The sequence below is a fragment of the uncultured Paenibacillus sp. genome, from assembly GCF_963515335.1.
Taxonomy (GTDB): domain Bacteria; phylum Bacillota; class Bacilli; order Paenibacillales; family Paenibacillaceae; genus Paenibacillus_I.
The window spans coordinates 70,151-91,480 of the sequence record NZ_CAUPYC010000007.1 but is presented as its reverse complement, the minus strand read 5'-3'; the positions used below and the strand labels follow the sequence as shown (position 1 = coordinate 91,480).

Annotated in this window: 22 protein-coding genes; 15 read left to right on the top strand and 7 right to left on the bottom strand. The window is 58.8% G+C overall.

The features are described 5' to 3' along the window. Positions 1–94 precede the first annotated feature (94 nt). From dxs to spo0A, 7 genes are all read left to right on the top strand, one after another. The gene (gene dxs / locus RWM61_RS04585) at positions 95–1,990 is read left to right on the top strand and encodes a 1-deoxy-D-xylulose-5-phosphate synthase (protein ID WP_313997884.1); all 1,896 of its coding nucleotides are present in this window, start codon (positions 95–97) and stop codon (positions 1,988–1,990) included. A gap of 47 nt (positions 1,991–2,037) precedes the next feature. After that, complete coding sequence (locus RWM61_RS04580; protein WP_313997882.1) at positions 2,038–2,865, top strand: TlyA family RNA methyltransferase; 828 nt, start codon at positions 2,038–2,040, stop codon at positions 2,863–2,865. Between the two features lie 194 nt (positions 2,866–3,059). Further along, positions 3,060–3,536, top strand: coding sequence for a hypothetical protein (locus RWM61_RS04575; protein ID WP_399537893.1), 477 nt, complete (start codon positions 3,060–3,062; stop codon positions 3,534–3,536). Next, positions 3,533–3,982 carry a transcriptional regulator AhrC/ArgR gene (gene ahrC, locus RWM61_RS04570; protein ID WP_313997876.1) on the top strand — a complete coding sequence of 150 codons (450 nt, stop codon included), beginning with the start codon at positions 3,533–3,535 and terminating at the stop codon, positions 3,980–3,982. Before RWM61_RS04575 ends, ahrC begins: the two co-directional genes overlap by 4 nt. Positions 3,983–4,027: 45 nt before the next feature. Beyond that, positions 4,028–5,731, top strand: a complete 1,704-nt coding sequence (recN, locus tag RWM61_RS04565) for a DNA repair protein RecN (RefSeq protein WP_313997874.1) — start codon at positions 4,028–4,030, stop codon at positions 5,729–5,731. Positions 5,732–5,835: 104 nt separating this feature from the next. After that, positions 5,836–7,161, top strand: a complete 1,326-nt coding sequence (gene spoIVB, locus RWM61_RS04560; protein WP_313997872.1) for a SpoIVB peptidase — start codon at positions 5,836–5,838, stop codon at positions 7,159–7,161. Between the two features lie 223 nt (positions 7,162–7,384). Then, positions 7,385–8,194, top strand: a complete 810-nt coding sequence (spo0A, locus tag RWM61_RS04555) for a sporulation transcription factor Spo0A (RefSeq protein ID WP_313997870.1) — start codon at positions 7,385–7,387, stop codon at positions 8,192–8,194. Between the two features lie 119 nt (positions 8,195–8,313). Here the strand turns inward: spo0A and RWM61_RS04550 are convergent, their stop codons facing one another. Next, positions 8,314–8,616 (bottom strand): DUF2627 domain-containing protein, encoded by a 303-nt coding sequence (locus RWM61_RS04550; protein WP_313997868.1) that lies wholly within the window; start codon positions 8,614–8,616, stop codon positions 8,314–8,316. Between the two features lie 169 nt (positions 8,617–8,785). Between RWM61_RS04550 and lpdA the strand changes: the two genes are divergently transcribed. The 5 genes from lpdA (at position 8,786) to lipB (ending at position 14,564) form a co-directional block, all read left to right on the top strand. Further along, complete coding sequence (gene lpdA / locus RWM61_RS04545; protein ID WP_313997865.1) at positions 8,786–10,210, top strand: dihydrolipoyl dehydrogenase; 1,425 nt, start codon at positions 8,786–8,788, stop codon at positions 10,208–10,210. Positions 10,211–10,350: 140 nt separating this feature from the next. Further along, the gene (locus tag RWM61_RS04540; RefSeq protein WP_313997863.1) at positions 10,351–11,385 is read left to right on the top strand and encodes a thiamine pyrophosphate-dependent dehydrogenase E1 component subunit alpha; all 1,035 of its coding nucleotides are present in this window, start codon (positions 10,351–10,353) and stop codon (positions 11,383–11,385) included. A 2-nt stretch (positions 11,386–11,387) separates the two neighbouring features. Next, entirely contained in the window at positions 11,388–12,371 is a 984-nt protein-coding gene (locus RWM61_RS04535; protein ID WP_313997861.1) for an alpha-ketoacid dehydrogenase subunit beta, read from the top strand. A gap of 85 nt (positions 12,372–12,456) precedes the next feature. Then, positions 12,457–13,776, top strand: a complete 1,320-nt coding sequence (locus RWM61_RS04530) for a dihydrolipoamide acetyltransferase family protein (RefSeq protein ID WP_313997859.1) — start codon at positions 12,457–12,459, stop codon at positions 13,774–13,776. A 17-nt stretch (positions 13,777–13,793) separates the two neighbouring features. After that, on the top strand, positions 13,794–14,564 hold the full coding sequence (lipB, locus tag RWM61_RS04525) for a lipoyl(octanoyl) transferase LipB (protein WP_313997857.1): 771 nt from the start codon (positions 13,794–13,796) through the stop codon (positions 14,562–14,564). Here the strand turns inward: lipB and prli42 are convergent. Continuing rightward, on the bottom strand, positions 14,532–14,630 hold the full coding sequence (gene prli42 / locus RWM61_RS04520; RefSeq protein WP_313997855.1) for a stressosome-associated protein Prli42: 99 nt from the start codon (positions 14,628–14,630) through the stop codon (positions 14,532–14,534). The two genes, lipB and prli42, sit on opposite strands and share 33 nt — an antisense overlap. 70 nt (positions 14,631–14,700) lie before the next feature. Between prli42 and RWM61_RS04515 the strand changes: the two genes are divergently transcribed. Next, the gene (locus RWM61_RS04515) at positions 14,701–15,837 is read left to right on the top strand and encodes a M20/M25/M40 family metallo-hydrolase (RefSeq protein WP_313997853.1); all 1,137 of its coding nucleotides are present in this window, start codon (positions 14,701–14,703) and stop codon (positions 15,835–15,837) included. 79 nt (positions 15,838–15,916) lie between these two features. Here RWM61_RS04515 and RWM61_RS04510 read toward each other — a convergent pair whose 3' ends face one another. From RWM61_RS04510 to RWM61_RS04495, 4 genes are all read right to left on the bottom strand, one after another. Next, entirely contained in the window at positions 15,917–16,261 is a 345-nt protein-coding gene (locus RWM61_RS04510) for a hypothetical protein (RefSeq protein ID WP_313997851.1), read from the bottom strand. A 181-nt stretch (positions 16,262–16,442) separates the two neighbouring features. Further along, positions 16,443–17,423 (bottom strand): ABC transporter permease, encoded by a 981-nt coding sequence (locus tag RWM61_RS04505; RefSeq protein WP_313997849.1) that lies wholly within the window; start codon positions 17,421–17,423, stop codon positions 16,443–16,445. Further along, positions 17,404–18,411 carry an ABC transporter ATP-binding protein gene (locus RWM61_RS04500; RefSeq protein WP_313997846.1) on the bottom strand — a complete coding sequence of 336 codons (1,008 nt, stop codon included), beginning with the start codon at positions 18,409–18,411 and terminating at the stop codon, positions 17,404–17,406. The genes RWM61_RS04505 and RWM61_RS04500 overlap by 20 nt, the downstream gene beginning before the upstream one ends. Before the next feature lie 3 nt (positions 18,412–18,414). After that, a complete protein-coding gene (locus RWM61_RS04495) occupies positions 18,415–19,578 on the bottom strand; it encodes an NEW3 domain-containing protein (RefSeq protein WP_313997844.1) in 1,164 nt (387 codons plus the stop codon). A gap of 219 nt (positions 19,579–19,797) precedes the next feature. Between RWM61_RS04495 and RWM61_RS04490 the strand changes: the two genes are divergently transcribed. Both RWM61_RS04490 and RWM61_RS04485 read left to right on the top strand, forming a co-directional pair. Further along, positions 19,798–20,424 carry a sigma-70 family RNA polymerase sigma factor gene (locus RWM61_RS04490; protein WP_313997842.1) on the top strand — a complete coding sequence of 209 codons (627 nt, stop codon included), beginning with the start codon at positions 19,798–19,800 and terminating at the stop codon, positions 20,422–20,424. After that, positions 20,390–21,181, top strand: coding sequence for an anti-sigma factor (locus RWM61_RS04485; RefSeq protein WP_313997840.1), 792 nt, complete (start codon positions 20,390–20,392; stop codon positions 21,179–21,181). Before RWM61_RS04490 ends, RWM61_RS04485 begins: the two co-directional genes overlap by 35 nt. On the opposite strand, the gene mciZ is transcribed toward RWM61_RS04485, so the two are convergent. Further along, positions 21,178–21,324, bottom strand: a complete 147-nt coding sequence (gene mciZ, locus RWM61_RS04480) for a Z-ring formation inhibitor MciZ (RefSeq protein WP_313997838.1) — start codon at positions 21,322–21,324, stop codon at positions 21,178–21,180. The genes RWM61_RS04485 and mciZ overlap by 4 nt on opposite strands. Positions 21,325–21,330 lie beyond the last annotated feature (6 nt).

The following is a 21,330-nucleotide window of genomic DNA, read 5'->3' as shown; positions in this document are numbered from 1 at the left end:
GTTAGGAACGGTTTGCGCGCATATGGTATAATAGCTGCATATCGTTGGACGCTCGTTTGACATTTGACGTTCAGCCAGAAAGTGAGGAGAACGGATGCTGCTCGAACAAATCCGCGGTCCCGAAAGCTTGAAGGGATTGTCGCCCGCACAGTTGGAGACGCTTGCGGAGGAAATTCGCGGTTTTCTCATTGAGAAGCTGTCCGAGACCGGCGGCCACTTGGCGCCCAATCTGGGCGTTGTGGAATTGACGCTCGTCATGCATTACTTATTCGACAGCCCGCGCGACAAGTTTATTTTCGACGTCGGCCATCAGGCGTATGTGCATAAAATGCTGACCGGACGCATGGACCGGTTCGATACGCTGCGTAAATATAAAGGATTATGCGGTTTCGTCAAACGTGCGGAAAGCGAGCATGACGTTTGGGAGGCCGGCCACAGCAGCACGTCGCTTTCGGCGGCGATGGGGATGGCGCTGGCGCGCGATTTGAAGGGCGGCGACAACAAGGTCGTCGCCGTCATCGGCGACGGCGCATTGACGGGCGGCATGGCGCTCGAGGCGCTCAATCATATCGGGCATGAGAAGAAGAAGCTGATCGTGGTCCTGAACGACAACGAGATGTCGATCGCCCCGAACGTCGGCGCACTGCACAATTATTTGGGCAAAATCCGGTCGGACCGCCATTACATCAAGGCCAAAGACGAGCTGCAGCATTTATTGAACCGAATACCCGCCATCGGCGGCAAGCTGGCCAGAACGGCGGAGCGCGTGAAGGACAGCGTGAAGTATATGGTCGTGCCGGGCATGTGGTTCGAAGAGCTCGGCTACACCTACCTGGGTCCCGTCGACGGCCACGATATCGGCAAGCTGATCGAGACGTTCAACCAGGCCGCATCGGTGGACGGTCCGGTGCTCGTTCACGTTTTGACGCTGAAGGGAAAAGGTTATTCGCCGGCTGAAGCGGATTCGCATAAATGGCACGGCATTACGCCCTACAAGATCGAATCCGGTCAGGTGCTGAAAGCTGTCGGTCCGCCGATGTACACGGAAGTGTTCGGGAACATGCTGATCGAGCTGGCCGAGAAGGACGAACGGATCGTCGCCGTCACGCCGGCGATGCCGGGCGGTTCCGGACTGCTGAAATTCGCCGACCATTTTCCGGATCGCATGATCGATGTCGGCATCGCCGAGCAGCATGCGGCCACCATGTGCGCGGCGCTCGCGATGGAAGGGCTGAAGCCGGTGTATGCCGTATATTCTACCTTCCTGCAGCGGGCATATGACCAGGTCGTGCACGATATTTGCCGGCAGAACGCGAACGTCGTGTTTGCCATCGACCGGGCGGGCTTCGTCGGGCCGGACGGGGAGACGCATCACGGCGTTTTCGATATTCCCTTCTTGAGGCATGTGCCGAACATGGTGCTGATGATGCCGAAGGACGAGAACGAGCTGCGCCGGATGATGGTAACCGCAATCGACTACAACGGCGGCCCGATCGCCGTCCGGTATCCGAGGGTTAACGCGCTCGGCGTCGAGATCGAGCCCGATCCCCGGCCGATACCGATCGGGCAATGGGAGACGCTGCGCGAAGGCGACACCGCGGCCGTGTTGGCCGTCGGTCCCATGCTGCAGGTCGCGGAGGAAGCGGCCGAACAGTTGAGAAGGGAAGGGTTGTCGCTGCGCATCGTGAATGCCCGATTCATCAAGCCGCTTGACGAGGAAATGCTTCTGAAGCTGGCGGACGAGCGCATTCCGCTTGTCGTGCTTGAGGAAGGCGCCCAGCTCGGGGGCATTGGCAGCGCCGTCCTTGAGTTCTATTCGCTGCGCGGCATTTATCATATGTCCGTTCGCATCATCGGCATACCGGACGCATTCATCGAGCACGGCTCCATCAAGGAGCAACGGGCGGAGGTCGGATTGACCGCCGACCGGGTTGCGTCGGAGGCGCTTCAGCTGCTTCCGATACGGAAGCGGCGCGCAACCGGTCAGTAGACGGAAACAATCGTATTTTGACATAAGGAACAGGTGAGAATAACCGCATGGCGGAAAAGGAACGGATTGACGTGCTGCTTGTGGAGCAAGGCTATTTCGAGAGCCGCGAGAAGGCGAAAGCGGCATTGATGGCGGGGCTCGTACTGGTGAACGGCGAGCCGATCGACAAGAGCGGCACGAAAATTCCGCGTACGGCGCCCATAACCGTAAAAGGCGCGCCGCATCCCTATGTGAGCAGGGGCGGACTGAAGCTGGAAAAGGCGATCCGGCATTTCGGAATCGATATGGGCGGCCGCGTCATGCTCGACATCGGATCGTCGACGGGCGGCTTCACTGATTGCGCGCTGCAGCACGGCGCGGCGTTCGTGTACGCGATCGATGTCGGCTACAATCAGCTTGACTGGTCGCTTCGCCGGGACGAACGGGTACGCGTGATGGAAAGGACCAATTTCCGATACTTGCAGCCTGAAGACCTGAGCGGGCCCAAGCCGGATTTCGCGACGATCGACGTGTCCTTCATTTCCTTGCAGTTGATATTGCCGCCGCTTGCCGCGCTGCTCGGCAACGGAGCGGGCGTGACGGCGCTCATCAAACCGCAGTTCGAGGCGGGCAGGGAAAATGTCGGCAAGTCGGGTGTCGTCCGCGATCCTACCGTGCATGAGGAAGTGCTGGAACGCATTCTGGGCTTTGCGGCGCAGACCGGATTTGCGTTGCAGGGGGTCACTTTTTCGCCGATTACCGGCGGCGAGGGAAACATCGAATTTCTCGCTTACTGGAAGCGTTCGGGCGAAGCGGGGGCCGAGGCGGAATCTGCCGCGCCGCCGGTCATCAGGAGCCTTGTCGCGGAAGCGAACCGCACGTTTACCAAAACCTGAACGTTGAATCAAAGAGATGATTGCCGGCGCGACGCCGCGCCGGTCATCTTTTTTTCTTGCCATTTTCAACTGGTGCTCGCCGTCAAAATCTGCTATACTTGGCACAAACAAACGTTCGTATCGGGGGCGACAGGAAATTGGTTCCCGCCCCGCGAAACATACATCGTAATCCGTGCAGGGAGGCGATGGTCGTTGTGCAAGGTATCGATTGGTTGATTATGCTGGTGGCCGGCGCGCTGCTGGCGGCATGGCTTTTTCGGCGCTTTTACGTATGGCTGCACCAACCGCCCGCGAGCCGGATTTATTTGCTCGGCAAGGGCGGCGTGCTGGAGCCCGATGACGAGCAAATCCGCTTTCTGGAGGACAACGGCTATGACGTCGTATCCGGCAAGCACAGGGTGCCGATTACGATAGGGCTCGACGGCCAGTCGCTCCGTAGCCGGCTGTTCATCGATTACGTCGCCGAGAAGGACGGTAAGACGTATCTGGTCAAGACAGCGCGCGATCGAATGCCGATGGATTGGACAGGCAGCGGCGTCAGGGACCGATTGTTTATGTACGCCTTGCTTGTGCCTTCCGCGTCGGGCATTCTGTTCATCGACTCCAGAGAGAAATCGATAAGGACGATCACATTTATTATCGGAGAGCCGTCACGGGGGGATAACGAATGAAAGGATTTCGGCATTTAAAGATAAGGGAAATCATCGGGAACGATGTCGTGGAGACGCAGGACGAGCTGGTCGATTCGCTTCGTAAGGCGGGGCTGAACGTGACGCAGGCTACCGTGTCTCGCGACATCAAGGAACTGCAGCTGATTAAAGTGCCGGCGGGCGACGGGAGATACCGTTATTCGCTGCCCCAGGAGGCCAGATTTAACCCCGTGCACAAGCTGAAGCGAGCCATGCTCGATAACTTCGTTCATATCGACTTCACGGACAACCTGGTCGTGATGAAGTGTCTGCCGGGCACCGCGAACGCGATCGGCGCTCTTATCGACAATATGGAATGGCCGGAAGTAATGGGTACGATTTGCGGCGACGACACGATTTTGCTGATTTGCCGGACCAAAGCGCAAAGCGCGGAAATCGTGGAGAGAATGCTGGGTCTTTTGAATTGACTGTTGACCGTGGCGGCGATACATGAACGGAAAGGAGATATGCGCATGCTTCGCGAGTTGTCCATACGCAATTTGGCCGTAATTGAACAGGTATCCGTCAACTATCATGAAGGGTTTCACGTGCTGACGGGGGAGACGGGCGCCGGCAAATCGATTCTGATCGATGCCCTCAGTCTCGTCATCGGCGGCAGAGGATCGTCCGACATGGTGCGGTACGGCTGCGACAAAGCCGAGATCGAGGCATTGTTCGACGTGTGTCCGGATCACCGGCTGTGGAGCGTGCTGTCCGCGCTCGGAATCGACGCCGATCCGGAGGAAATGCTGGTTGTCCGGCGGGAACTGTCCGCCCAGGGCAAAAGCGTCAGCCGGATCAACGGGCAGATCGTCAATTTGTCGATGCTCCGGCAGGCGGGGGAATATTTGGTGAACATTCACGGGCAGCATGAGCATCAATCGCTGCTTCGCACCGATCAGCATCTCGAATGGCTGGATATGTACGCCGGCGATACGCTTGCCGAGAAGAAGCGGGCTTATCAGGAAGCCTACAGGCAGTACCAGCAAACAAGGACGAAATTAAGGGATCTCGAGGATTCGTCGCGCCAAAATATGCAGATGCTTGATCTGTATCGTTTTCAGGTTGAAGAGATCGCGGCCGCGAAGCTGAAGGTCGGAGAGGATGAGGCGCTGCAGGAGGAGAGGCGAAAGCTGTCGCACGCGGAGCGCAGGATGGAGCATGCTTCCGAGGCATACTCGCTGCTGAACGGGAGCAAAGGGCTCGACGCGATCCGTAAAGCGATTTCCCGGTTGGAGGATATTCGCGCTTACGATTCATCCGTGCTGGACCCGTTGCTTGAGCAGTTGCAGTCGGCTTATTACCAGGCGGAGGACGTCGCATTCCAGCTTCGCGATTATCGGGACGGTATCGAATCGAACCCGGAGCGTCTGGCCGTAATCGAGGACAGGCTCGATTTGATCAACGGCTTGAAACGTAAATACGGGGAGGCCATTGCGGACATCCTTGCTTATTATGAGAAGATTGCGGCAGAGGCGGACAAGCTGGAGAACCGAGACGAGCATTTGCAGGCGCTCCGCGAGGAGGAACGCCGATTGTCGGATCGCGCAACCGCTCTGGCTTTAGGCTTGTCCGAGCTTAGGCGCCACGCCGCCGACCGGTTGGCCAAGGCGATCGAGGCCGAGCTCAAACACCTGCAGATGGAGCGCACTTCCTTCAAGGTGCAGCTGGATGCGGTTCAAGGCGGCGAGAACGGCACCAAATTGACGCCGCAAGGATTGGACGAAGCGGTGTTCATGCTGTCGCCGAACCCCGGCGAACCGTTAAAGCCGCTTAACAAGATCGCCTCCGGCGGTGAGATGTCGCGCATTATGCTGGCGATGAAGACGATTTTTGCGGAGATCGACGGCGTCCCCGTGCTCGTGTTCGATGAAGTCGATACCGGTGTCAGCGGCCGGGCGGCGCAAGCGATCGCCGAGAAGATGTCCGCGTTGTCGCGCAATTGCCAGATATTCTCGATTACCCATCTGCCGCAGGTGGCTTGTATGGCGGACCATCATTACGAGATCAGAAAAACGGTCCAGGGCGACCGGACGTCGACCTCCGTTACCGAGCTGCTCGGCGAAGGACGGGTGGAGGAGCTCGCACGGATGCTTGGCGGCGTGGAGGTCACGAGCAAGACGCGGCACCATGCGCAGGAAATGCTCGACTTGGCCGAACGGCAGAAAGGGGCGTAATGCAAGACAATTAGGGAAGCTTTTATCGGTCATAAAAGCATAAAGGCGGGGTTACCTTATAGGTACGCCATTGGCGAAGCGATGGTTGAGGGAGCGTGAAATCATTGAACTCCACTGAACGGAAGCGATGGTTCGGGCTTGTACTCGTGTTCTTCGTTTGCTTGGTCGGCTTCTCCTCCCCGTTTCAACATTATGCCGCCTTTCCGACAAAGCTTCGGTTGTTTTCCGGGCAGCAGAAAAAGCTCCATTATGAGATGCCGGTGCATGCGGTCGTTACCGTCGATCCCGAAATGGTAAGGGTGAACGGTTCCCGCAAAGCGAGTACCGAAGTGAATTTGAAAAATCCGCTTTCGTTGGTTCCGGGCCGCAGCGGCAGTACCGAAATGACACTGAAATTATTCGGTTCGATCCCTTTTAAGACCGTAAGACTGACAGTCGTTCCCGATTTGAAGGTGATACCCGGCGGCCAAACGATCGGGGTTAAGGTGAAATCGGCCGGCATTATGGTCGTGGGGCACCATCAGGTTCGCGTGACCGAGGGCGCGCAGGTATCGCCCGGCCAGCTAGGGGGCATTCGGCTTGGCGATTTGATCGTTTCCGTCAACGGCGTTCGTTTGAACGATGTTGCCAAAATGGCCTCGATCGTAGAGAAGGCGGGCGAAGCGGGAACGACGCTGAAGCTTCAAGTTCGGCGCGGCGGTCAGTTGCTCAGGAAAGAAATACGGCCGGCGTACGACAGCGAGGACAAGGCGTGGAGGCTCGGGTTATATATCCGCGATTCGGCCGCCGGAGTCGGAACGCTGACCTTTTATGCGCCGGATCAGGGCGTGTACGGAGCACTCGGCCATGTCATCACGGATATGGATACCCAGTCGCCTATCGAGGTCGGAGAAGGCCAGGTCGTACAGTCGAGCGTCACCTCGATCAACAAGAGCTCGAGCGGCGAGCCGGGCGAGAAACGGGCGCAATTCATCAGAGAAGGGAAAGTGCTGGGCAACGTTGAGCGCAATACGGCATTCGGAATTTTCGGGCGAATGAAGGAACTGCCCCAGCCCGCTTATGCCGGCGAACCGGTTCCGGTCGCTTTCGCGGAGGAGGTCAAGGAAGGCCCCGCTGAAATTTTGACGGTTGTAGGCGGCCAGCGGGTCGAACGTTTCGATATCGAGATTACGCATGTATCCAAACAGACATCGCCTGCCACGAAAGGCATGGTCATCAAGATCACCGACAAGAAGCTGCTTGCACAGACAGGGGGCATCGTTCAAGGCATGTCGGGAAGCCCGATCATACAGGATGGAAAGCTGGTCGGCGCAGTCACGCATGTTTTCGTCAACGATCCTTCATCCGGTTACGGTTGCTTCATCGAGTGGATGCTGAGGGATGCGGGCATTTTGCTGCAAACGGAAAGCCAAAAGCTTAAGGCGGGATGAACGCGCCCTAAGCTTTTCATTTTGTCGAATAAATAAGAATTTAAACGAAATGTTTCAGAAATACTCGTTTGATGTAATAAATTATATATTATAAATCACGACCTGAAAAAAAGTAAAGAAAAAATAATATTCGACAGAAGGATTTCGGTAAGGGGTGTCGAAAACGTTACGAGGAAAGGAATTGAACATGAATTAACGACTATATTAAGGGAGGACTCACACCTTGCAAAGAATCGAAGTTTTGCTGGCTGACGATAATCGAGAATTCACAAATTTGTTGTCCGAGTATATCTCTGAACAAACCGATATGACCGTTGCCGGCGTCGCTTATAACGGCGAAGAAGTGCTGCGTTTGCTTGAAGAATCGCGCAAAGCGCCGGACATTCTTATTTTGGACATCATTATGCCGCATCTTGACGGGCTCGGCGTGCTGGAGCGCCTGCGCGATATGAATCTGAACCCGATGCCGAAGATCATCATGCTTACCGCTTTCGGACAAGAGAACATCACTCAGAAAGCGGTTCAGCTTGGCGCATCGTACTACATATTGAAGCCATTCGACATGGAAATTCTCGCGAACCGGATCCGCCAGCTGGTCGGCAATCAAGCGGTCGTCTCCCCGTCGAACTACAACAGCGGCTTGCTCCCGAAATCGAACGTCGTGCCGCTGGCCAAAGGCAAAAATCTCGACGCGAACATCACCAGCATCATACATGAAATCGGCGTGCCTGCGCATATTAAAGGGTATCAGTACTTGCGCGAGGCGATCACGATGGTGTACAACAACATCGAGATCCTCGGCGCGATCACCAAGACGCTGTATCCGGCGATTGCCGAAAAGTTCAAGACGACGCCTTCCCGCGTTGAACGCGCGATCCGCCATGCGATCGAAGTGGCCTGGACGCGCGGCAACATCGACTCCATCAGCCATTTGTTCGGCTACACAATCAACATCAGCAAGTCCAAGCCGACCAACAGCGAGTTCATCGCGATGGTCGCGGACAAGCTGCGGATCGAGCATAAGGTTTCCTGAGGAGAACCGTGCATTTACGAATAGCCTGAGGAATGAATGTATCGTCACCGTGTGAAAGAAGGGCTGCGGCAGAACGCTTAAACGCGATTTTGCCGCAGCCCTTTCAATTCTGTAAATCATTATTGTGAACCGTCGCGATCCGGCCGCGGCGGGCGGGGTCTTTTCGCTTTGAAGCGGGGGGCGACATAATTGCGTTTGCGGTCGCGGAAAAAGATCCAGCCTGCGATGAATGCGACGCCTCCAAAAAATAGCACGAGGCCAATCAGGAACTTCAACCATTGAAAATCCGGCGGCTGCTCCGCGCCGAAGCCGGAAAAATAATCGAACAGGGTTGCTTTCACCAGCAAAAAGCCGTAGGTCGCAGACACACCGGGGATAACCAGGAGCAAAACGGCGATAAATCTGGCAATGACTTGCTTCATTCCAAAGGAACCTCCTAACCGTCCGTCACATCGTTCCTATCATACCTTTTTGGGCATGGACTGTCCATTTGCCGGGCATATGTCATTTAACACATGTTTTCGGGAGCAAAAACAGGTACAATAGTAACGGGCGGAATGCCCTTCACAGGGAATCGGAGGCGAATGTCGGATGACGATACAAGTGGACGTAGCTGTGCTTGGCGGCGGTCCGGGCGGCTATACGGCCGCCATACGGGCTGCACAGCTGGGGAAAAAGGCGGCTGTCATCGAAATGGACAAGTTGGGCGGCACCTGCCTGCACCGGGGCTGCATACCGAGTAAATCGCTTCTGCGGAGCGCAGAGGTTTATCATACGGTGAAGGATGCGCAGCGGTACGGCATCGTAACCGAAGGTTCGGCATCGGTCCGTTACGATCTGGTGTCCGAGCGCAAGCGGCAAACGGTCGACCAGCTGCACCGGGGACTCCAATATTTGATGAAAAAGCATGACATCGATATCATACAGGGCAAGGGCCGTATTATCGGCCCTTCGATCTTCTCCCCGCGCAGCGGGGCATTGGCCGTGGAGCTGCCGGACGGCGAGATGGAGACGGTCGTATCGAAAAACCTGATCGTGGCGACCGGCTCCCGTCCGCGGATGCTGCCCGGCTTGCCGTATGACGGCATACATATTATGACCAGTGACGATGCGTTGGCGATGGGTGAGCTTCCGAAGGATTTGCTGATCGTGGGGGGCGGCGTGATCGGCGTCGAGTGGGCGTCGATGATGAACGACTTCGGCGTTCAGGTTACGTTAGTCGAGACGGCGTCGCGCCTGCTTCCGGGCGAGGATGCCGACGTGTCGGCCGAGCTCGAAAAGCTGCTGCGGCGCAGAGGCGCCCGGGTGCTGACCTCGGTGCGGCTGCTTCCCGAAACGTGCGAGTTGCGGGATGGAGGCGTGACCGTGAAGGCGGAAACGGGCGAAGGCAATATGGTGCTGACAGCCGCCCGCATGCTCGTATCGATCGGCCGCCAGGCGAATGTCGAAGGGATCGGATTGGAAGCGACCGATATCCAGACGCAGGACGGCTTTATTCGCGTGAATGCGCATTTGCAGACGACGGAGCCGCATATTTATGCGATCGGCGACGTCATCGGAGGCGTGCAGCTTGCGCATGCCGCGGCACACGAGGGAATTGCGGCCGCCGAGCATATCGCGGGCGCCAAGCATGCTCCGTTCGAGGCCCATCGCGTTCCGCGATGCGTGTACTCGCGCCCGGAAGCGGCGTCGATCGGCTGGACGGAGAGTCAGGCCAGAGCGAACGGGCATGAGGTGAAGACGGCCAAAATGCCGTTCCAGGCGATCGGCAAAGCGATCGTACTCGGCGAGACGGACGGGTTCGTGAAGGTGGTGGCCGACCGCGATTCCGGCGATGTGCTCGGCGTCCATATGATCGGTCCGCATGTGACCGATCTTATATCCGAGGCGGGGCTGGCCGATCTGCTGAACGCTTCCGTATGGGAACTGGGCCAGCTGATTCATCCGCATCCGACATTATCCGAAGCGCTCGGCGAGGCGATGCTGGCGATCGACGGGCAATCGCTGGCTTTATAGGACGGGCTCTGTGCGTTAATTCATTTTTCTTTTTGCGTAAGAAGGATTATAATAGCTACAGGCAAGTATTAGTACCTGGTGTTAAGAGCAGATCAAGCAAATTCCATGATCCCTCTTGCGCCGGAAGGGGAGACTGCAATATGGCAAATACCGGATCGGTAACGCAAGCGTTCCGTCATCGGGAGCTCGGTCTGACGGATGAGACGGCGGTGCAAATGTACGTCACGATGCTGACGGCCAGAAGGTATGACGAACGGTCGCTGCTGCTGCAGCGGGCGGGCAAAATCAATTTCCACGTGTCCGGCATCGGCCAAGAGGCGGCCCAAGTGGCGGCGGCGTTCGCGCTGGACCGGGACAACGATTATTTTCTGCCTTATTACCGCGACTACGGATTTGTGATGGCGGTCGGCATGACGATGCGTGAATTGATGCTGTCGGTATTCGCCAAAGCGGAGGACCCGAACAGCGGAGGCAGACAGATGCCCGGACATTTCGGGAGCAAAAAGCTCCGCATCGTTACGGGTTCGAGCCCGGTCACGACGCAGGTGCCGCATGCCGTGGGGATAGCCTACGCGGCCAAGCTGAAGCGCAAGCCGATCGTGTCCTTCGTGACGTTCGGCGACGGCTCGAGCAACCAGGGCGATTTTCACGAGGGCTGCAACTTCGCCGGCGTTCACAAGCTGCCGGTCATCTTCATGTGCGAAAACAACCAGTATGCGATATCGGTGCCGCTGCACAAGCAGGTCGCCGGCCATATCAGCGACCGGGCGCTCGGCTACGGCTTTCCGGGGTACAAGGTGGACGGCAATGATGCGCTTGAGGTGTACCGCGTCGTGAAGGAAGCGCGCGACCGCGCCGTGGCCGGGGATGGACCGACGCTCATCGAGGCGGTCATGTACCGGATGTCGCCGCATTCGACGTCCGACAACGATTTGGCTTACCGGACGAAAGAGGAAATCGACGCTCACCGCGACAAGGACGGCGTTCGGAAATATAAGGAATATTTGATTGAGTGCGGCTTGTGGGACGAGGAGAAGGAAGCCGCTTTGCTTAAGGACGTTAACCGGATGATGGACGAGGCGATCGAGTATGCGGACAAGGCGCCGTTCCCCGCGCCTGAGGACATTTTGCGGCACGTCTACGCGGATGATGCAGGCACGGAAGGGGGACGCTGAGCATGCCGGTTATGGATTACATCGACGCCATTCGTCTGGCGATGAAGGAAGAAATGAGCCGCGATGAAGATGTGTTCGTGCTCGGGGAAGATGTGGGGCTTAAAGGCGGCGTCTTCACGACGACCAAAGGGCTGCAGGAGCAGTTCGGCGAGGAGCGCGTGCTGGACACGCCGCTGGCGGAGTCGGCCATAGCAGGCGTCGCGATCGGAGCGGCGATGGTCGGCATGAAGCCGATCGCCGAGATGCAGTATTCCGATTTCATGTTCCCGGCAACGAACCAGATCATCAGCGAAGCGGCCAAAATCCGTTACCGCTCCAATAACGACTGGAGCTGTCCTGTCGTCATCCGCGCGCCGATCGGCGGCGGCGTGTTCGGCGGCTTGTACCACTCGCAGTGCCCGGAATCGGTGTTTTTCGGCACGCCGGGCCTCAAGATCGTCGCGCCTTTTACGGCCTATGACGCCAAAGGTTTGCTCAAAGCAGCCGTGCGCGACCCCGATCCCGTTCTGTTCTTTGAAAACAAGAAATGCTACAAATTGGTGAACGGCGATGTGCCGGAGGACGATTATGTCGTGCCGATCGGCAAGGCCAACGTGCTGCGCGAAGGCGACGACATCACCGTCATCGGCTACAGCCTGCCGCTCCACTATGCGCTGGAGGCCGCAGAGGAACTGAAGGGTGAAGGGATCAGCGCGCATGTTCTGGATCTGCGTACGCTGCAGCCGCTTGATAAAGAAGCGATTCTCGAGGCTGTGCGCAAGACGGGCAAGGTCATGATCGTGCACGAGGACAACAAAACTGGCGGAGTCGGAGCGGAGGTCGCGGCGATCATCGCCGAGGAGCTGCTGTATGAGCTGGACGCGCCGATTGTGCGGGTGTGCGGTCCGGACGTGCCGGCGATGCCGATCAACGCGCCGGGCGAGAAATATTTTATGCCGAATAAGGATAAGCTCAAGAACGCGATGCGCAAGCTGGCGCTGTACTAGCATTTATTTTGTTTGGAGTTCCTCGAGTACGCCGCAGAGCATTACTTCATGTTTGGGGATTATTTAGTGTTTTGGAGGTTGAGCAATGGGAAATCAATTGACCGAAATCGTCATGCCGCAGCTGGCGGAATCGCTCGTGTCGGCGACCATCGACAAATGGTTGAAGGCTCCGGGCGACAGCGTAAACATGTATGAGCCGATTTGTGAAATCAACACGGATAAGGTAAATGCGGAGCTGCCCTCCACGGTTGCCGGCAAGCTGGTGAAAATTCTGGTCGGAGCCGGGGAAACGGTGCCGGTCGGGGCGCCGATCTGCCTGATCGAGACGGAAGGCTCGGGCGAGCCGGATGTCCGTCCGGATGCGCCGGGGCCGGAGAACGCGGCGGCGGCAGCCGCCGCCCAAGGCGAAGAAGACGGCGATGCGAGCATGCGCCACCGTTATTCGCCGGCCGTGCAGCGGCTGGCGGCGGACAACGGCGTCAATCTCGCGTTCGTGAACGGAACGGGTATCGGCGGACGGATTACGCGCAAGGATGTGCTGGCCTTTATCGCTTCAGGCGGTCCGGCAAAGCAGCCTGGCGCCGCCGCCGACCCGGCGGGCGCCCAGCCGAAAATGCCGGTCCGCTCGTCGGGCCTGCATCTGTCGGAGACGCCGCGTATCCCGACGATCCCGTCGGTCGAGGTCGAAGGGCCGTCGCAGCCGGGGCGCGGGGAATATTTTATCGATGTGACGCCGCTCCGCAATACGATTGCGACCCGCATGCGCCAGAGCGTGACCGAAATTCCGCACGCCTGGACGATGATCGAGGTCGACGTGACGAACCTGGTCGTGCTGCGCAACAAGCTGAAGGACGAGTTCATGAAGCGGGAAGGGATCAACCTGACGTACCTGGCGTTTTTCCTCAAGGCGGTCATCAACGCGATCAAGGATTACCCGATCATGAATGCGGTGTGGGCGGTCGACAAAATCATCGTCAAGCGCGACATCAACGTCAACCTTGCGGTCGGTACGGAGGACGGCGTCTGGACGCCGGTCATCCGGGGCGCCGACCAGAAAAACATCGCCGGCCTGGCCCGCGAGATCGACGATCTCGCCCGCAAGACGAGGGAAGGAAAGCTGTCGATCACCGACATGCAGGGCGGTACGTTCACGGTGAACAATACGGGCTCGTTCGGTTCGATCCTGTCGTATCCGATCATTAACTATCCGCAGGCGGCCATCGTCACGTTCGAGTCGATCGTGAAGCGCCCGGTCGTCATCAACGACATGATCGGCGTCCGGTCGATGGCGAATATTTGCCTGTCGCTCGACCACCGGATTCTCGACGGCGTCATTTGCGGACGTTTTCTTCAGCGCGTGAAGGATAACCTGGAAGGCTACAATCTGGAGACGAAGCTATACTAAAAGAGGGACAGCGGCTTATGAGCGAGAACGGGAATGTGCGGGACGTATATGACACGGGGCGCGGAAAAAGCGCGGAGGACCGGCCAGCGCTTCCGCTTGACATCCGCTATATTCCGATGATCGGGTACGCGGAGGCGTGGGACCGGCAGAAGGCGCTCGTAAAAGCGGTCGACCGGGGCGAAAGCCCGGAAACGATTCTGCTGCTTCAACATCCCCCGACCTACACGATCGGTTCGCAGAATCATCCGGAGCATTTGCTCCTGAATGAGGCGGAGCTGGAAGCGCGCGGCATCGACGTTTTTCAAATCGACCGCGGCGGCGACATCACTTACCACGGGCCGGGCCAGCTTGTCGGTTATCCGCTGCTGTATCTGGATGCGGCGGGCCTTGACCTGCATGCCTATTTGCGGAGCCTGGAGCAGGCGCTGATCGATTGGCTCGCCGGCTACGGCGTGACCGGCAGCCGCAAACCGGAATACACGGGCGTATGGGTAGGGGATGAAAAGATCGCGGCGATCGGCGTCAAATTCAACAAATGCCGGCTGCGCAAAGGGTTCGTCACGAGCCACGGCTTTGCGCTTAACCTGAAGGCGGGCATTGCCGGCGCAGGCTTTGACGGCATCGTCGCCTGCGGCATTCAGCAGTACGGGGTCACATCCTTCGAGGATGTGACCGGCCGGGAAATGCCGGTCCGGCGGGCGGCGGCGGAAATCGCGCCGCACCTTTGCCGTATTTTCGGACGAATCGGAAGCAACTTAATAGAAGAGCCAGCCGAGGGCGGCGAATAAAGTGCTGACGACCATCGCCGCAACGAGCACGAGGGCGGTAATCCGTATCCATTTTCGGTTATGCATCTTGACGTACTCCTTTCGGTGTGAAAATCTGTTTCTATTGTATACGATCTCGCAGGATGGAGGAAAGCCGATGATTCAGGAACAACGTTTGGTGGACGAATTTATGGCGCTCGTGAAGGTCGACAGCGTAAGCGGGCATGAACAGGAAATAAGCAAGGTGCTCAAGGAGAAATTCGGAGCGCTCGGGCTTTCCGTGGAGGAAGACGACGCCGCCGAGAAAACCGGCCACGGCTCGGGCAACCTGTTTATGATGCTGGAGGCGGACGGCGCGGAGGGCGCGCCGGTTATTTTCTTCACGTCCCATATGGATACGGTCGCGCCGGGAGCCGGGATTAAACCGCAGCTTGACGACGACGGCTATATCCGCAGCGACGGCACGACGATTCTCGGCGCGGACGACAAAGCCGGCCTCGCGGCGATGCTGGAAGCGGTCAAGGTGCTGAAGGAGCAGGGCATTCCGCACGGCCCCGTGCAGTTCGTCATTACCGTCGGCGAGGAGTCCGGACTTTACGGCGCCAGGGCGATGGAAGCGGGCAGGCTCAAGGCGAAGTTCGGCTACGCGCTCGACTCGAACGGCCGGATCGGCGATATTGCGGTCGCGGCTCCGACGCAGGCCAAAATCACGATGAAGGTGAACGGCAAGTCGGCGCATGCCGGCGTCAATCCGGAGGACGGGATCAGCGCCATCCAGGTGGCCGCCAAGGCGATCGCGCGCATGCCGCTCGGGCGGATCGATCACGAGACGACGGCCAACATCGGCCGGTTCGAGGGCGGCGGCGCGACGAATATCGTCTGCGACTTCGTCAAGCTGGACGCGGAAGCGCGCAGCATCGTGCAGGATAAGCTCGACCGGCAGGTCGAGGCGATGCGGACCGCGCTGGAGAGCGCCGCGGCCGATTACGGCGCAACGGCGGAGTTCGACAGCGAGATCATTTACCCCGCCTACAGGTACACGGACGGCGACCCTGTCGTCGAGCTCGCGAAGGCGGCGATCGAGAGCGTCGGCCGCACGCCGCGCACGTTCCATTCCGGAGGCGGCAGCGACGCGAACATTTTCAACGGACTCGGCGTGCCGACTGTCAATCTGGCCGTCGGCTACGAGCACATCCATACGACGAAGGAACAAATCAAGGTCGCGGACCTGGTGAAAACGACCGAGCTTGTCGTGCAGATCGTCAAGCTTGCCGGCGAGCAAGCGAATAAATAGCATAACGTCGCGATAGGAAGATCGCGATTAACCCGCCGTCGATGACGGCGGGTTTTTTCGGTCGCAGCGGCCAAGCGTTCTAATGCTCCGTCATAATCGTATAAGAGGCCCGTTCTGTCGTTAACTCAAGGCTGTCGCCGAGCGCGTGGGCGTCCGACAGACCGGCCATCGAGATTACGAACGTGTCTTGCGGCAGCGGGTGCTCGCCGCCGCCGTTCAGCACGGCGCCTTCCCCATGCAGCAGCAGCGCGACTCCGTCGGTGTAATCGTCGATCGACTCGCTCTCCGCAAGCTGCTGGAATTCGGAATTATCCAGGTGGAGCTTTACGCGGTCCAGGTCGTCCATTTCCCGTTTCGTAATGAGCAGCGTTTGGTCGCGGTGCGCCTCCAGCCATTCGGTGACGGTCTGCAGCGTTTGATTCATCTTCGATCGCTTCCTTCCATCGGATTGTTGGGCTACCATTTAACATTACCCGAATCGTTCGTTATCATCGCGCTCGGCAGACGGAAAATCGCCAGGCGGCCGTGAGACGAAAAAGACGTCCTTCTGCAGAAACCCGGAAGCTTCCGCATGAAAGACGTCTTTCCTCGCGCGCCTCGTTCCGTTACGACCTGGACCGGACCTCCTGCCGCATGAACAAATAGTACGAAACGCCGAAGCATACCATTGTTGCGGCGGCGAGACCCGTCAAGTGCGGCCAGATCAGGAGCAGGCTCTGCGCCAGCGGCAGCGGGCTTGGGATCGCGCCCACCACCTGCTCCATCGTAAGCGGTCCGAGCGTGCGGACGCCGGGCATCAGAATCGTTGTCGTCGCTTCGGTGAACAGCTCCGCGGGCGAGAGGCGGCTGAACAACTGCATCGTTTGCTGGTAGCGGACCAACTGCTCCGCGGCGGCCGTTTCCGCTGGAGCGACTGCCCTCGCAACCAAGTTCAGAATAAGGCTGTAGAACACGGTGAAGAAAATCCACAGCGCGATACCGGCAAGCGCCGACGTAGCCGCTTGACGGAAGCGGATGGAAAACAGCAAGGACAGGTTAAGCCAGAAGCCGACGTATACGACGGCCGTCGCCAGAAACAGCAGCACGCGCCAAAATTCCTCGGGCGTCGGCGGGTAGCCGATCGTGAACAAACCCAAACCCATGACGAGAAAGCCGAGCGCGAAAATGACGACGGCGACCAGCAGCAGCGAGGCTGTGAATTTGGCGGTAATGAAGTCGTCCCGGTAGATCGGCTGCGACATGAGCCGGCTTAGCGTTCCCTTATTGCGTTCCGAATTGACGGCGTCGAAGCCGAGCGCTATGCCCATAAGCGGGCCTAGAAACGAAACGAACGTCACGAAATTGGGAAGGGTGCCGTCCGAGACGGTGAACATCTGCAGGAACAAAAAGGACGTCTCCGTTTCGTTCGCCGCCGCGCCCGATTGCAGAGCCGTGACGGCGGCGTATATCGATCCGACGCAAGCCAAGACAATGATGGCGAGCAGGATGCCGAACCGCCAGCTGCGGATATGATCGCCGAATTCCTTCTGCACGATAATCCAGAAAGGGGACGCTATCCGTTCCTTTTCACTCCGCACGCCTTTCATGTTTCTTGTCGCCTCCCTCGAAATAGCGGTGGTAAATATCGTCCAAGCCGTATGACCGGCGGCGGATCGACAGCAGGTCGGCGCCGCTGGCCACCGCGATGCGGGCAATGTCCGGCGTTATGTCGGAAGCGCAGGCAATTTGCGCCGCGGCCGTCCCGTTCATGCCCGCACTTGCATGGCGATCAATCCGGATGACGCCTTCCGCAGCCAGCAGCTTGGCTTCCAGGTCTTCAGGCCATTCGGCCAGCTCGAGATCGACAGTTACCGTGCCGCCCGCTTCCAGCGCCCGGGACAACGTCTCAATATCCCCGCTGGCAATCAACTTTCCTTCCACAAACAGACCTACGCGGTCGCAAACCTGCTGCACCTGGTGAAGATGGTGCGAGGACAGCAGCACGGTCAAGCCTTCCTCGCGGCTTAATCGGGTGATCAGCTCAAGCAGCTCGCGGACGCCCTCCGGGTCGATGCCGAGCGTCGGTTCGTCTAATATAATCATTTCCGGCCGCTTGATCAGCACATCCGCCAAGCCGAGACGCTGGCGCATCCCCCGGGAGAAAGCGCCCGCCTTTTTGCGCGCGGCTTCAGCCAGGCCGACCTTGGCCAGCAGCTCGTCGGCCCTTGCCGCGGCCTCCGCGGCCGGTATTCGGTTAAGCCGCGCCGTATAGACCAGATTGTCGAACGCGCTCCTGTCCTCGTAGAAGCCGATGTCGTCGGGCATATAGCCGACCCGGCGCTTGACCTGAAGCGGGCTGCGAGTCGGATCGAGCCCCAGCACCCGCGCGCTGCCGCCGGTCGGTTCCGTCAAGCCGAGCATCATCAGGATCGTCGTCGTTTTGCCGGCGCCGTTCGGACCGAGCAGGCCGAACACTTCGCCCCGTTCAATCGTCAGATCGAGATGGCTGACCGCCAATTGGCTGCCGTAGGCTTTGGTCAGCCCCTTCAGTTCTATAGCCGGTTGTTCCGCATGAACCGGAATCGGATCGGTCACGACTTATCGCCTCCCGTAAGTCCGGAACAGATAGTAGAGCGCGGCTGCGACCGCCGCAATTATCAGGATGCCGATCCAGCCCCACAGCACCGACGTTTGCACGGCGACGCGGATGGCGGCGTCGGCCGATTTCTGGGTGGCGCTTGCGGTCATGTTGACCACATAGTCGCCTGCCAGCGCCTTGTCGTCGGCCTTGATCGTCGCTTGCACATTAGCCGATTTACCCGGCGCGATGCTGCGAATCGTTTTCGGCTCGAACGTGACTTCCCAGTCGACAGGGGTTTGGGCGGACAGGTTGACATCTTCCAGCTCGGCCGATCCGTTGTTTCTCACGACCAGATCCATCGTACGCGATTTGCCTGCCTTCACTTCCGCGTTCAGCCGCTCATCGGGCGTCGTCAATTGGATGTCGTAGGTGCCGGTGATGACGACCTCCAGATTCGTTTCCGCCGAAACCGCGTTATTGGCAGCGGTCAGGGGGATCTTATAGGTGCCTGCCGCGGCTTTCTCCGGAGGAATAATCTGCACCGATACGGCTTCAGTCGCGTTCGGCTCCACCTCGACGGACGTGACGCTGTTGCCGCCGACCGTAAAGCGGGCATCCCAGCCCGGCTCCACTCCCGCGCTCAGCGCATACGTTTGGGCTTCGGCGGTGCGGTTGCGGAGCGACGTGCTGAACGTGAAGGTGGAGTCGGCGCGCCCCTGCATATTCGCCTGCTCCGCCTCGAATTCGGTTGAGAACGTGCCTTGCTCCGAGACGGTAACCTTAAGCGGTAGGGCGGCAAATCCGGCGGCGTTCACCTGAAAGCTGTACTCCCCTTTGTCAACCTCAAGAGGCACATCCAGCTGCAGGTTGATCGTCTGCGATTCTCCCGGCTTTACGGCGATTTGCGATATCGCCCGGCCGCCGGCCGTCAGCTCGTAAGTCCAGCCTTCCGCTCGGGTCTGCATCGACAGCGTCACTGTACGCGTTGTTCCGCCCCGATTGATTACCTCGATCGCATAATTAAGCGATTCGCCGGGCGGCGCGGACAGCGCGGTATACGGCGTGTAAAGCTCCAGGTCACGGGCCGCGTGCGCCTTTTCCGGCTGCGCCGTTCCTCCTGCCGCCGCGATCAGCGCGATCATCAATAGACTCCATACTGCTTTCCTGCATGCATGGCGCATGCCCATCTCCTCCTTGATTATTTGTTTCCGCCTTTGAAAGCGGCCGTTTGAAGAAGTACGAACGAGCGCGCGCGGCGGATTTACAGGCTGATCGAATTTTTCGGAATTTTCCTTTTCGCGTTCGTTTTGATAAATAATAGATAGACGAGGGCTTTTGGGCTGTATAAGCGTGGTAAAACCAAAGTCCGCCAATATACAGAGAAAGGGGGTTGTCTGGCGATGGATCCCAATCGGCCGGACATGCCCGGCATACTCCGCGACATGTGCGACGGATCGAGGGAAGCGTTTGAGCGTTTCTACGGCCGCTATGCGCCGCTGGTGATGGGAGTGGCGCTTCGGGTGCTTGGAGATCGGATGGAGGCGGAGGATTGCTGTCATGACGTGTTTCTGGAGGTATTGCGAAAAGGAAGCTGTTACGACGCGTCGCGGGGATCGATTGATGCCTGGCTGGCCGTTATGACCCGCAGCCGCTGCATGGACCGGCTTCGCCGGAAGCGGAAGATCATCGTCGACCGGGTGGAAGAGGAGCTCGCAGGAAGGAAGGCCGGGGCGGCGGGAATCGATCCCGAGGAAGCGGCGGTTATGAAGCTGCAGCGCGATGCGCTGGCAGAGGCGCTGCAGCAGCTGCCCGTCGTTCAGCAACGGGCGTTGGTGGGCGCCTATTATGAAGCGAAATCGCACAGGGAAATGGCGGACGGTTGGAATGTGCCTATCGGCACGGTTAAATCATGGGTGAGATACGGATTGCGCAATATGCGCAAACAGCTGGCGAGAAAAGGCTGGGCGGACAGCGGGGAAGGAGGAAGGCGTTATGGAGAGGATGGAAACGGTTCGCTTGAGAGGTGAAGGCGGCGCTTGCCGGGATGGCTATCCCGAGGAGGTATGGGCCGATTATGCGCTTGGCAATTCGGAAGCCGGCAGCCGGGATGCGTTAACCGGCCACTTGGCGATTTGCCCGGCCTGCCGCGCGTCTTGCGACGAATGGCGCCGCTTGTTCCGTACGCCGGCAAACACGGAGAACTATGCGGCGATCGGCGCGGAATGCGATCTCTATCCTTCCGAGAAGAGCCGTCGGGCGCTTGTAAAGGCGGTTAAGCGAGCACGGATCAGAAAAAGCTTGCGTTCACTCAAGCATCCCCGTTATTGGGGCACCGCGCTCGCGGCCGTCATCCTGCTGCTGACGGTTGCGGGCTTGCTCGAAAATGCCGGCTCGCCGGACCCGATCCGGGCTTATGTCAGCCGGAACGAACCGTCGGCCGTCGCCGTGCTCCAGGCGCCCGACACGTCCAAATACCGGATTCGGCTGGCAGCCGGAGAGGCGGGCGACGGTTATTTGTGGTTAAGCGGAGACGCCGGCGAAGCCTTGCTGCTGCTCGACGGACTGCCTTCGCTTGAAAGCGCCGATTACCAGGCATGGGCGAATCTCGGCGACCGCCGGGAGAGCCTTGGTCTGCTGACGGTATCCGGAAGCAAGGCGCACCTGCATGTAAAGACGCCGATATTGCGTTCGACGGACAACATCTCCCTTAGCGCGGAGCCAAAGGGCGGAAGCTTATGGCCGACTTCGGACGAGACGCTGCTCGTTCTGCTGCCGAACCGTTAACGGGTTGGCACGCCGCCGGCTTTCAACCAATCGTTCAGCTTGCGGGGGCCTTTCGGGCTCCCGTTTATTTTGCGCAGCTGGTGGCGGATTTCCCAGGCCTTGCCGACCAGCCGCAAGCTTTTCGGATCGATGTACTGCTTCATACGATT